Source organism: Streptosporangium heterodermiicola (genome assembly GCF_051390675.1).
Classification (GTDB): Bacteria; Actinomycetota; Actinomycetes; order Streptosporangiales; family Streptosporangiaceae; genus Streptosporangium.
In genome coordinates this window covers 21,846-34,479 of the sequence record NZ_JBPJSR010000005.1, presented here as the reverse complement: position 1 = coordinate 34,479, position 12,634 = coordinate 21,846, and the positions used below count along the sequence as shown (strand labels likewise).

General features: G+C 73.3%; 8 protein-coding genes. 4 read left to right on the top strand and 4 right to left on the bottom strand.

Translation table 11 applies throughout. The annotated features are described in order from the left end of the window. Positions 1-70 precede the first annotated feature (70 nt). Positions 71-2,227: a hypothetical protein gene (locus ACSC1Q_RS12525; protein WP_436758845.1), complete on the top strand. Its 2,157-nt coding sequence runs from the start codon at positions 71-73 to the stop codon at positions 2,225-2,227. 285 nt (positions 2,228-2,512) lie between these two features. Here ACSC1Q_RS12525 and ACSC1Q_RS12520 read toward each other — a convergent pair whose 3' ends face one another. Then, positions 2,513-3,085: a DUF4386 domain-containing protein gene (locus ACSC1Q_RS12520; RefSeq protein WP_436758844.1), complete on the bottom strand. Its 573-nt coding sequence runs from the start codon at positions 3,083-3,085 to the stop codon at positions 2,513-2,515. A gap of 147 nt (positions 3,086-3,232) precedes the next feature. On the opposite strand from ACSC1Q_RS12520, the gene ACSC1Q_RS12515 reads away from it, so the two are divergent. Next, positions 3,233-5,938: an AfsR/SARP family transcriptional regulator gene (locus ACSC1Q_RS12515; protein WP_436758843.1), complete on the top strand. Its 2,706-nt coding sequence runs from the start codon at positions 3,233-3,235 to the stop codon at positions 5,936-5,938. Positions 5,939-6,004: 66 nt separating this feature from the next. Here the strand turns inward: ACSC1Q_RS12515 and ACSC1Q_RS12510 are convergent, their stop codons facing one another. Then, on the bottom strand, positions 6,005-7,528 hold the full coding sequence (locus ACSC1Q_RS12510) for a serine/threonine-protein kinase (protein WP_436759222.1): 1,524 nt from the start codon (positions 7,526-7,528) through the stop codon (positions 6,005-6,007). Between the two features lie 324 nt (positions 7,529-7,852). Here ACSC1Q_RS12510 and ACSC1Q_RS12505 point away from each other — a divergent pair, with 324 nt between their 5' ends. Both ACSC1Q_RS12505 and ACSC1Q_RS12500 read left to right on the top strand, forming a co-directional pair. Continuing rightward, on the top strand, positions 7,853-8,836 hold the full coding sequence (locus ACSC1Q_RS12505; protein WP_436758842.1) for a D-isomer specific 2-hydroxyacid dehydrogenase family protein: 984 nt from the start codon (positions 7,853-7,855) through the stop codon (positions 8,834-8,836). A 39-nt stretch (positions 8,837-8,875) separates the two neighbouring features. After that, positions 8,876-10,690, top strand: a complete 1,815-nt coding sequence (locus ACSC1Q_RS12500) for a serine/threonine-protein kinase (protein WP_436758841.1) — start codon at positions 8,876-8,878, stop codon at positions 10,688-10,690. Positions 10,691-10,801: 111 nt separating this feature from the next. Here the strand turns inward: ACSC1Q_RS12500 and ACSC1Q_RS12495 are convergent, their stop codons facing one another. Further along, complete coding sequence (locus tag ACSC1Q_RS12495; protein WP_436758840.1) at positions 10,802-11,215, bottom strand: VOC family protein; 414 nt, start codon at positions 11,213-11,215, stop codon at positions 10,802-10,804. 250 nt (positions 11,216-11,465) lie between these two features. After that, complete coding sequence (locus tag ACSC1Q_RS12490) at positions 11,466-12,518, bottom strand: AraC-like ligand-binding domain-containing protein (RefSeq protein WP_436758839.1); 1,053 nt, start codon at positions 12,516-12,518, stop codon at positions 11,466-11,468. Positions 12,519-12,634 lie beyond the last annotated feature (116 nt).

Genomic DNA, 12,634 nt, shown 5'->3' with positions numbered 1-12,634 from the left:
ATTTATCGGACATGAGCCGTACATCCCCCAGGTTGATGACATATGAGGTGTCGTGACTATGGCGTCGAACGTGACGCGGTTATATCAGGCGGTGCTGCGCGACCCGGCCGCCCCCATCTCGATCCGGCTGCGCCGTACCTTCTCCGAGTGGGTCGAGCGGAAGGGGTTCCCGCCCCCGGGTGCGGCGCGGGCGATGGTCGAGGCCGAGGCCGGCCGGGCGCGGCTCACGATGGAACGGCGCGGTGACTGCGGCCGCTACACGCTGGACGAGCCGGACGGGGAAGGGCGCCTGCGGACCCGGGTGACCTACGCGGAATCGGTACCGGGCATGACCGGGTGGGTCATCGTCACCGTGGACCGGCACGAGGGGCGCGAGCCGGAAGGGCACCGGCGCGAACCGTACCGGCGCGGGAGGCGCGACCAGGAACGGCGGGAGAGGCGCGAACCGGGGGTGGTGAGCGTGCCCGGTTTCCTCCCCGCGTACCTGCGCACCGCGCGCATCAGCGACGGCGGCGTCCAGGTGGAGGACGGCCCGGTGGTCCTCGACGAGGAGGGCATGGACCGGTTCGTCCCGGTGATGACCGAACCCCGCAGGAGGATGCCGATCCTCGTCCTCTCCGTGGACCCCCAGAACCCGGAGGCGGCGCGCTCCCACGCCGACTACCTGGCCGGCGCGGTCACCGGCGCGAGCCTGGTGGTACGGCTCGCCGACCTGCGCACCCAGAACCGGTTCAACAAGGTGATGGGCAGGGAGCTGGGCGTGTTCGGCGGCGGGATCCGCACCTACCTCGCCCCCTTCGACCCCGCCGAGGAGCGCCACCCCCGCAGGCACCCGCCGATGGGCGCCGCCATGATCCGGGACCAGGGTGACGCCGCCCTGGACCGGATCGTCACCGGGGCGGTCGGCGACACCGTCCATCGCGAGCTTCCCGAGGAGGTCCAGCGGACGCTCCACGTCGTCTACCGGGTGCTCGCCGGACGCGCCGACCTGGGCGAGATCGCCGAGGCCGCGCTCCGGCCCGCGCGGACCGACCCCGCCCGCGAGGAGTTACGGCGGCGGATGATGGCCATGACCCGGCGCCCGACACCCGCCGCGACCGGCGGAACCGGTGGGACCGGTGGGAGCGGCGGTGAGAAGGCCACGGTCATCACGGAGACCGAGAAGATCGAGAAGACCGAGGAGACCAACGAGACCAAGAAGCATGAGGAGACCGGGAAGAGCGGTTCAGGGGCGGAGGAGATCGCCCAGGTGGTGGCGGACATGGTGGTCAAGGAGCTGCGCGGTGACCTGGACGCGGCCCTGGGGCTCGCCACGTCGTCGCAGACCTCCGGCGGTGACCTCACCAGGGTTCTGCGCGAGCTCCACACGCTCGGCGCGCACCTCTCCGGCCTGCGTGACATCGTCGCGGAACGGCGTGGCGACGTCCTCCCCGACGTCCCCCTCCCGGACGTCCCCCTCGCGAGCGGCCCGCTCATGAACGCCCCCCTCGCGAACGGCTCTCTCGCGAACGGCCCTCTCGTGAACGTCCCCCTCACGGACGAGGGAAGCGACGGCCGGGCCACCGAGGCCAGGCGCCTGCGCGAGGAGTACCGGCTGCTCACCGAGGAGTACGCCGAGGCCGTCACGAGCGCCAGGAAGCTCGCCGAGCGGGTCCGCTGGCTGGAGGGCAGGCTCGCCGAGGCGGGCCAGCCGGTGTACGGCGTGCCCGAGGAGACCCCCCTCTTCGAACCCGCCAGCCTGGTCGAGGTCCTGATCGAGGCCCGCGAGAGCCTGCGCCACATCGTCGTCGGCGACACCGACGGCGCCGCCGCCCGGCTCGACCTGGACCACCCGGCCCAGTCGCGTACGTGGGCGGCGAAGGCATGGGACTCGCTGCGCGCCCTGGAGGACTTCGCGAGGGCGCGGTCCGGCGGGGAGTTCTCCGGCGGCTTCTACGAGTGGTGCTCCCACGGCTCCTCCGGCCGTCTCACCATCCCCACCGGGATGGTGTCCATGCGCGAGTCGAAGAGCGTGGTCACCCGCGCCAAGTTCAGCGACCGCCGGACCTTCGCCGTCCCGCCCGAGGTGAACCCCGGCGGGCAGGTCCTGATGGAGTCCCACGTCAAGCTCAGGCCCGTCGGCTACCCCGCGCCCCGGATGTACTTCCACGACGACTCCGGCGGCGCCACCGGCAAGATCTGGATCGGCTACCTGGGCGAGCACCTTCCCAACACCCGCACGAACTGATCGGCGGCCGGTGAGCCCCGCCGCAGCGTCCCGGTCTGAACGTCACCTTCCCGCATTCGATGTCACCACGATGTCACCTTCGTCCAGAAACGTGCCACCTGGCCTGATCGTTTTCCTGCGGTTGTGGCGGTTCCGGAAGAGTCCGCCGTGTGATCGTTGATCTTCCTGGTGTTCGCCCGTCCGGCGGTGCCCCTCGCGCAGCGCCACCGCGCCCCCTCTGATGTCGTGGCCAACGGCGGGAGCGTTCCTGTGATCATCGGTGGAAAAACCTGCGCGACGCCCGGATCACCGGTTGAAGCCCTTGATGAGCAGCCACAACGCCAGCACCATCTCGCCGACCGACAGCGGCGCGATCAGCACGGCGTGCACCGGCGCGGACACCTCGACCACCCCGAAGAGCACGAGCAGAGCGTCCACCGCGTACGGCACCACCGCGACCAGCGCCCATCCGGAGATCGGCCGAGGCACCAGCGCGCCCCGCCACAGCGCCCCGTTGAGCAGCACCACGGCCAGGCAGAAGAACAGGGAGCTGACCGGATAACCCCAGGTGCCGTACGTGCCGGACCACGAGGCGTCCCCGCCGGACGCGGCGACGAGCGGCCCGAGCGCCGACGGGAGCAGCAGCACGACCTCCAGCGTGCGCGCCACGACGTACCCGACGGCCACCCCCTCGCCGCGTTCGCGCAGCACCGGGAAGATCGCCGCCGGGATCATCGCGATGGCGGCGGCCATCACCACCACCAGCAGCGCCCCGGCCCGCGACCGGTCCCCTGCCAGCAGTATCGCGCCCAGCGCACCCGCCACGGTCGCGGTGATGAAGAGGCCCCCGACGATCCGGGCCGTCGTCCGTCTGCTCATGCTCACTTCGAAACTCCAAAACTCCGAGGACACTGAAGACGATGAGGACCGCGATGTCCGCTATCGTCCGATCGATGCGGCACCCACCCTGGCCGGGGACGGTGTGCGAACGGTGTGCCGGCGGTTGGCCGGGCGAGGGGGCGGCCCGTGGTCCGGATCCGGCTGCTGGGCGGGGTGGCCGCCGAGACCGACGACGGCGACCCGATCGACGTGGGCACGGCCAGGACGCGCACCCTGCTGGCGGCCCTGGCCCTGTCGCCCGGCGTCCCCGTGCCGGTCGCGCGGCTGATCGAGCAGGTGTGGGCCGACGCGCCGCCCCGTACGGTGGCCAAGACCTTGCAGTGGCACGTCGCCCGGCTGCGCGCGGCACTGGGCCACGCCGCGATCGGCCGGGCCGGCGCCGCCTACCGGCTCGACCTCCCGGCCGAGGCCGTCGACGTGGGCCGTTTCCGCGCCCACCTGCGCGACGGCGACGCGGAGGCGGCACTCGCCGAGTGGACCGGCGACCCGCTGGCCGGAGTGGACGCGCCGGGTCTGGCCACGGCGGTGCACGGCCTGGTGGAGGAGTGGCTCGGCGCCCTGGAGTCGGCTCTGGAACACCAGGTGGACCGCGACCCGCACCGGGCCGCCGCCACCCTGACCGGCCTGGTCGCCCGCCACCCGCTCCGGGAGGGCCTGTGGGCGCTGCTGATGACCGCGCTGACCAGGTCCGGACGGCGGGCCGACGCCCTGGCCACCTACCAGCGGGCCCGCCGCCACCTGGTCGCCGAGCTCGGCATCGAGCCCGGCCCCCGGCTGCGCGAGGAGGAGGCGCGGATCCTGCGCGAGGAGGAACCCCGGGAGGGCAACCTGCCACCGAGGCTGAGCCCGCTGATCGGCCGCGACGACGCCCTGGCGGCGGTGGCCGGCGCCCTCGCCGGGTCGCCGGTGGTCACCCTGGTCGGGCCCGGCGGCATCGGCAAGACGCGGCTGGCCCTGGCGGCGGCGTCGCGGACCGGTGGCGCCGCCTGGCTCCTGGACCTGTCGGAGATCACCGACGCCGCCGACGTGCCCCGCGTCGCGGCCGGCGCGCTCGGCGTCGCGCAGCGGCCCGGCCGCGGCCTGACCGAGTCGGTCGTGGCCGCGCTGGCCTCCCGTACGGCGCTGCTGGTGGTGGACAACTGCGAGCACGTGCCGGACGGCGCGGCCGGTTTCGTCCAGGCGGTCGCCCGGGGGTGTCCGCACGTACGGGTGCTGGCCACCTCACGCGAGCGGCTGGCCGTGGACGGCGAGCAGGTGGTGGCCGTCGGCCCGCTCGCTCCGGAGGCCGCCGCCGAGCTGTTCCACACCCGCGCGTCCGCCACCGACCTCGGCTACGACCGCCTCGCGCACGCCGCCGACGTGGCCGACCTGTGCCGCCACCTGGACGGCATCCCGCTCGCCATCGAACTGGCCGCCGCCCGCGTCCGCAGCCACCGCCCCCGCGACCTGCTGGCCCGCCCCGGCGCGGCGACCGGTGAGCGCAGGACCGGCGCCCCCAGGCACCGCAGCCTGCGCGCCGCCCTGGCCTGGTCCCACGACCTGCTCACCGACGCCGAACGCGTGGCGCTGCGCGACCTGTCGGTCTTCCGCGGCCCCTTCCCGCTGGCCGCGGCCGCCGCCGTGACCGGGGACGACGCCCTCCTGGGCACCCTGGTCGAGCGGTCGATGGTGTCGACCGTGCCCGGGCCGCGGTTCCGGCTGCTGGAGCCGATCCGCCGGTTCGCCGCCGCCCAGGGCCCGACCGGGGAGGCCGCGGGACGGCACGCCCGCTGGTGCCTCGTCGAGGTCGCCGAGATCGGCGTGCTGTTGCGCGGCACCCGGGAGGAGGAGGGCGTGGCCCGGCTGCGCGAGCTGTGGCCGAACCTGCGGGCCGCGTTCGGGTGGGCGTGCGCGACCGGCGACGTGGCGGCGGCCGACGCGCTGGTCCGCCCGGTGGTGACGGAGCTGACGCTGCGCGCCGCCCAGGAGATCGGCGACTGGGCCGAGCGCCTGCTGGCCCTGCTCCCGCCCGATCAGGCCGACCGGCGCGCGTTCTGGCTGCTGTGGGCGGCCGAGCGGCTCACCCAGACCGCCGACCCGGCCGCCTTCGCCGCCCTGACCGCGCCGGACCACCCGCCGGACCACCCGCTGGCCCGCTACGCCGCCGCCTACGTGCGCGGCGACGGGCAGGCCCTGGCGCAGCTGCTGCCGCCGGCTGTGGCCGGGCTGCGCGAGCGGGAGCCGTACCTGGCGGCGTTCCTGCGGCTGAACGCGGCCGGAACGCTGCTCGGCGTCGGCCGCTTCGCGCAGGTGGACGAGGCGGTCACGGTGCTGGCCGCCCGCTACCGCGCGGAGGGACCGCCGACGCTCCACCACTGGGCGCTGCAGACCCTGGCCTACTCGGCCGCGTTCCAGCGCCGCCCCGGCGACGCCGAGCGGTTCTTCGACGAGGCGGCCACGATCGACCTGCCGGAGGGCTCGCTGTCGGCGGGAAAGGCCGTCCAGGCACGTACGGCGTTCCGGCGCGGCGACCGCCCGCGCGCGTACCGGTTGCTGCGTGACTACATCGACGAGCTCGTGGCCACCGACAACGTGGTCGCGGCGAGCGTGGTCTGCATCGAGTTCGTCACCATGACGGCGGCGCTCGGCCTGCGGGAGGAGGCCGGGCGGATGCTGGCCTACCTGGAGTCGCGCAACGAGTTCGGCGCGATGGCCGCGCGCCTGCTGGTGCCGTACGCGGTGGGCGGGCGCGCGGCGGACCCGGGCCTGACCGACCGGCAGGCGCTCGACTACATGGGCGCGGTCCTGGACAGACTGACGACCGGTCAGGAACGAAGAAGCGCTGGCCGGTGACTCCTGACTGAACACCGCCGCGCCCGTCAGCATCCGTCCGCATCCGTCAGCGCCCGTCAGCGCCCGTCAGCGATCGGCGAGCCCCTGGAGGATCGCGCGGACCTCTCCCGCGCTCTGGTGGTACGGGCCGTAGCGGCGTTCGAGGTCCGGCAGCAGCTCGCCGAGCAGCCGTTTGGCCCGTCCCTTGTTGCCCGCGTCGAGTTCCACCATCCCGATCTGGCGCCGGAGTTCCAGGATCCGTTCCTCCCCCGCGCCGAACCGCCGCTCGTCGGCCAGCAGCCGCCGGAGCTGGGACAGGGCGAGGTTCGTCTCCCCGATCGCCGCGTGACACCCCGCCTCCATCAACCGGCACCGCAGGGCGAGGTTGTTGTCCGGCCCCTCCACCCTCGCGACGTCGGCCGCGAGCCGCTGGAACTCGGGCGCCGCCCGGCGGTAGTCGCCGCCGAGGAAGAGGGCCTCCGCGAGCTCGATCCGCAGGTCGACCACGGCGGAGCTCGTCGAGCCGAAGGAGCCCGCGGCGGGCCCGACCACCTCCGCCAGGAGATCCGCCGCCTGGCCGAAGCGGGCCTCCGCCTTGAGCAGGTCGGCCTCCTTGCGGGCGCGCTCGATGTCGGCCCGCTCGATCTGCGCCAGTCCTGCGGCACGCCTGATCCGCGCCGGCCGCCGTACCTGATGGGCGGGCCGCCGGTTGTCGGCCGGCGGGGAGGAGATCCGGCCGAGGACGGTGGCGTACATGCGCACCGGGTGGGACGTGTTCAGGTCGACGTAGCCGGGAAAGGGCGGCAGCTCGCGGCAGAAGTCGAGCAGCCGCTCGTAGACGACGTCCGCGCTCGCCGGCCGCTCCTCGGGCGTCTTCGCGAGCAGCCGCAGGACGAGCCGCTCCAGCCCCTCGGGGACGTCCTGCCGTCTCGCGCGCAGCGGCCGGGGGGCGGCGTCGGTGTGGTTGCGCATCGAGGCCAGCGGGGTGGGCGCGGCGAACTGGTTGGTCCCGGCGAGCATCTCGTCCAGGATCACGCCGAGGGAGTAGAGGTCGCTCCGCGGCCCCGCGGTCCCGGCCATGGCCTGTTCCGGCGCCATGTAGGCCGGGGTGCCGAGCACCTCGCCCGTCCTCGTGAGGTTCGTCGTGTCCGCGGAGGCGAGCGCGGCGGCGATACCGAAGTCGAGGACCTTGACCGTGCCGTCGGGGCAGAGCATCAGGTTGCCCGGTTTGAGGTCGCGGTGGACCAGCGAGCTGGCGTGGGCGACGGCCAGGACCGAGCACACCTGGGCGGCGATCGCCACGGCCCAGGCGACGGGCACCTCCGTCTCGTCGAGCAGCGTCTCGACGGAACACCCCCTGACGAGCTGCATGACCATGTAGAGGTCGTCGCCGTGCGGCCCGCAGTCGTAGATGGTCGGCACGCCCGGATGCTCCAGCCTGGCGGTGATGCGCGACTCGCGGACGAAACGCCTGGCCAGTTCCTCGTCGCGGCGACCGTCGGGAAACCTTTCGGCTTTGATGAATTTGATGGCGATCTGCCGATCCAAACGTTTGTCGTAGCCGAACCAGACCTCTCCCATTCCGCCGGAACGACGTGACGTGGGGTCCAACTCGTAACGGCCGCCGATGATCGTTCCTCTGCCCAAAACGATTCGCCCTCCAGAAACGCCCCGTCTTCCCCAGGAAAATGTAGCGCCCCTGGAGTCTCGTCGTCGCGGACGGGAGTCTCCCCTGGTCAACGCCTCGGGATCGGGCGGGTTCGCGCCGGACGACGTCGTCGAATGCGTCACGTGTCCGCGACTCGGCATTTCACACGCCCGCCTGATAGCGGTCAATTCCCGGGTTACTCCCGGGCTTCCGCGAAGTGGCCGGCCAGGTGTGATCACCCTCCGGCCGGTGATACGCGACAGGTGATCTACGACAGAATGTCGTCCATGGAAGCCCGCATCGCGATAGCCCCCTCCACGCCCGGCGCCGCCGACGGCGAGCCCGACCGGCTGCGGCTCGGGATCGAGGAGGCGGTGTCGCGCGGTGGCGGTGCCAACGTCCCGATCGCCGACGCCGACGGCCTGGTGTGGCTCGTTCCCGGCGAGCCCGAGCTGCTCGGGGCGACGCTGGACGCCCATCCGCGGATCGGGTGGGTGCAGTTCCCCTGGGCGGGGGTGGAGAAGTTCACGTCGTCGGGGGTGCTCGACCGCCCCGTGGTCTTCAGCTGCGCCAAGGGGTCGTTCGCCGGGCAGGTCGCCGAGCACGCGCTGATGCTGATGCTGGCCTGCCTGCGCGACCTCTCCCGCCAGGCGCGGACGCCCGGCTGGAGCCGGACGGAACCCCGGTCGCTGCACGGCCGGCGGGTGACGATCCTCGGCGGCGGCGGCATAGCGACCGAGCTCGTCCGCCTCCTGCGGCCGTTCGGGTGCCGGATCCGGGTGGTCCGCCGCCACCCCGAGAAGGTCGGCGTCTCCGGCGGGACGCCGGGGACGCCGGGGACGCCGGAGACATCGGAGACGCTGCCGTCCTCGGCTCTGCCCGCCGTGCTTCCCGAGACCGACCTCCTGGTGCTGGCCCTCGCCCTCACTCCGGAGACGAGGCACATCGTCGGCGCCGCCCAGCTGGCGCTGCTGCCGCCGCACGCCGCCGTCGTCAACGTCGCCCGCGGCGCGCACATCGACACCGGCGCGCTCGTCGAGGCCCTCCGCGCGGGAACGATCTCCGCCGCCGGCCTGGACGTGACGGATCCCGAGCCGCTCCCCGACGGGCACCCCCTGTGGGCCGACCCCCGGGTGCTCGTCACCTCGCACTCCGCCGACTCCGCCGAGTACGTCGCGCGGATGCTCTGCGAGCGGGTCGAGCGCAACGTGGGCAACCTGCGCGCGGGCCGCCCGCTGGAAGGGGTGATCGACCCCGCCACGGGATACTGACCGCCTCCGGCCCCCTCTCCGGGCGGTAGGTTCGTCCGCATGCCGGAAGATCCCCCGTACGTTCCGGAAGACCCGTCGCGGGTGCTGGCCGGCCGCTACCGGCTGCTGACCGTCCTCGGGGCGGGCGGCATGGGCGTCGTCTGGAGGGCGAGGGACGAGCTGCTCCACCAGACCGTGGCGGTCAAGGAGGTGGCGCTGCCCCTCCGGCTGACCGCCGAGGACCGCGAGCGGCGGCTGCGGCGGACGCTCCGCGAGGCGCGTACGGCGGCCTCGCTGAGGGGCCGTCCCGGCATCGTCACCGTCTACGACGTGGTCGAGGAGGACGGCCGCCCGTGGATCGTCATGGAGCTGGTGGAGGGACCGTCCCTGGCTAAGGTGATCAAGGACGAGGGACGGCTGACCGAGGCGAGGGTGGCGCGGATCGGGCTGCGGGTGGTCTCCGCGCTGGTCTCGGCGGAGGCGGCGGGGATCGTGCACCGGGACGTCAAGCCCGCCAACATCCTGCTCGGGAGCGACAGGAACGGCGGGGGCGACGGAGACGACGGGAACGACCGGGCCGTGCTGACCGACTTCGGGATCGCGGCGGCCGTCCACGACACCACCGATCTGACCGGTACCGGGCAGTTGCTGGGCACGATCCCCTACCTCGCGCCCGAGCGGCTCGGCGGCGAGCGCGCCTCGGCCGCCGCCGACCTGTGGGCGGCGGGCGTGACGCTGTACGAGGCGGTGGAGGGACGCAGGCCGTTCGACCGGGAGAGCCCGGTGGCCACGATCGCGGCGATCGTCAACCAGCCGCCCGCGCCCGCCCGGTACGCGGACCGGCTCCTTCCCGTGATCGAGGGCATGCTCAGGAAGGACCCCGCCGAGCGGCTGACGGCCCCGCAGGTCACCGCGCTGCTCACGCCGATCGCCGCCGGAACCCCGGGGGAGCGCCCGTGCCCCGCCGAGGACCCGGGCGCGACGGACGGCGGCGGGCGGATCAGAAGCGGCTCCTCCGGCGTGACCGACCTGGCGCGTCGGGGAGACCCGGGCCGGTCCGGCACCCCGTGGCGGCCGTCGTCACGGGTGGCCGCGGCCGCGGCCGTGAGCTTGGCGGCGGCCGCCGTGGCCGCCGTGGTGATCTGGTCGCCGGGCACCTTCGGGCTGGGGGGCACCCCGACCCCCGCGTCCGGCGGAGCCGCGACGGCCTCGGGGAAGGACCCGGCGACCTCTCCGAATCCGAATCCGGATCCGAATCCGGCTTCGGCTTCGGCCCCGGCCGGAGGCACGGCGAGCCCCGGCGACCCCCGGCAGGACCCGCCACCCTCCCCCGGCCAGACCCCGCCCCCCTCCACCGGCCAGAGCCCGCCGCCTTCCCCGGGCCGGAACCCGCTGCCGCACGGCTTCACCCTCCACACCGACCGCCGCGGATTCTCCATCGCCGTACCCGACGGCTGGACGAAGGACGAGGAAGGGGACGGGGAGCAGGTGAGCTGGGAGCGCCCCAAGGACTCCGTCCTCTCCCCGTCCTCCTGGTACCTGGGTGTCTTCGCGAATCCGAAGAGGAAGGAGACCAGGGACCCGGCGGACATCCTCGACCAGCTGCGCGACGCGCTCCAGGACTCGATGATCGCGTCCGGCTCCTACCGGGAGTTCACCAGGCGCCAGGTCCCCGTCGCCGGGGGCGAGGGCGCCGAGCTGGAGTTCGGCTTCGCGCACAGGAGCGCGTCGAACCTGCCCCACCGTCTCTACGCCCGATGCGTCACCCGTGACTCCGGCGGCACCGCGATGTTCTGGTTCTTCACTCCCGCCGGGCAGTGGGCCGAGGCCGGGAGGCACGTCGACACGTTCATGGAGACCTTCCGGCTCGACTGAGCGCGCCCCCCGCGCGGCACCCGCCTCGGTGGACGCGAGGCGGACCGGAGCGGACGCGAGGTGGACCGGGGTGGACCGGGGTGGACCAGGGTGGACCAGGGTGGACCGGGGTCAGCCGCGGGAGGTTATCTGCTGGACCGCCCAGCCGTTGCCGTCCGGGTCGTCGAAGAAGACGAACCCCACGTTGTTGAGGTCGTCTCCCTCACGACTCGGGCGGGCGCCGGACCTCCCCATCACCTGGACCTCGCCGACCTCCACCCCTCGCTCGACGAGGTGCGCGCGGGCCGCGTGGATGTCCGGGACCACCAGTTGCAGGCCCCGGAGCGAGCCCGGCTCCATGTCGACGAACCCCTTCCCCAGGACGATCGAGCAGCCGGATCCGGGGGGAGTGAGCTGGACGATCTGGGGGCCGCCGTCGATCCGCGTGTCGTGGTCCACCCTGAAGCCGACCCTCTCCGCGTAGAAGTGCTTGGCCCGGTCGAGGTCGCTGACCGGGACCACCACCACTTCCAGGGTCCAGTTCATGTGATCTCTCCTTCTGGTGTCGATGCGGGCGCTGGTGTCGATGCGGGCCGAGGCCTCCGGCCGGGTGTTCCTCCCCCGGCGCGGGCGGACAAGGGGCCGCCGGGCTCACGATCGGCCCTCTCCCCGGTCGTCACCGTCGGCCTCGCCTACCGCGAGGCGGGCGAGGCCGATGCGTCAGGCCGGCACTCACCTCTTTATAACCACTTCGTTCTATAACCTGACGGTTTTCTACAGGTCCGCGCGACGGCTGTCAACCGGCATCGCCCCCACCGGAGGCGGAGGCGTCCGCCGGGTATCTCAGTTCCCGGAGGTGGCGCCGGTAGGCCGCGGGCGAGGCGCCGTAGGCCGCGCGGAAGGTCCGGGTGAAGTGGGAGTCGCTGGTGAAACCCCAGCGCGAGGCGATCGTACGGGCGGGCAGGTCGTCCATCAGGGGGTCGGCCAGGTCGCGGCGGCAGCGTTCGAGCCGGCGCAGGCGGATCCAGCCTCCGATGGTGACACCCTCCGACTGGAAGATCCTGTGCAGGTGGCGGACGGAGATGTGGTGGGCCGCGGCGATCGTCGAAGGCGACAGGTCCGCCTCGCCCAGCCCCCTCTCGACGAACGCCTGGACACGCATGAGGAGGACCCCCTGGGGGTCGGACAGGGAGCCGGACGTGTCCATGTCGAGTTCGTGGGCCAGCAGGGCGGCGACCAGGTCGAGGGCGACCGTCGACAGCCGCAGGGCGTCGGAGGACGAGCGCCGCCCTGGCTGCGTGATCAGCTGGTGGAGATACCCGTTGAGCAGCCCGCCGATGCCGTCCCTGCCCGGCAGCCGCACCGCCAGCAGCCGTTCGACGGCCGAGGCCGGGAGCGGCAGGACGTCGCGGGGAAACTGCAGGATCAGCCCGTCGGACACGCTCGGACGCGATCCGCGCGCCCTCCTGGAACCCGGCTCCTCCGCCACCGTCCAGGCGTGGAACGTTCGCGAGGTGTCGTACAGCGTGATGTCGGTCGGCACGAGGCCGGCCTCGCGGCCCTCCTGCTGGATGCCCGACCGGCCGCGGAGGGTGAGGGAGAGCTGGTAGTGGCCGGGGTCGGAGTGGCGGATCCGGCTCGGGCTGCGGCGCGCGTCGAACGAGACGCACCGTACCCGGGACAGCTGCGCCACCCCGAGGTCGAGCATGCGCATCTCGGCCCAGAAGTCGGCGGCCTGGTCGCTGGAGACGTCCACCGAGACCACCGACTGCGCGACGGCCTCCCACCAGAAGTCGAATCGCTCCCGGACGGGAACGCCGTCAAGCCGTAGTACGGAAGGAAACAGCAATATCTCTCCCGACGAACACCACGAAAGGGACTGACAACAAATCGTCGAAAGTCTCGCATTTTCGGGTGTCCGTTTACCACCGGCGGACCGGCGGAGGAGAGTGGAACGCCCCCGCC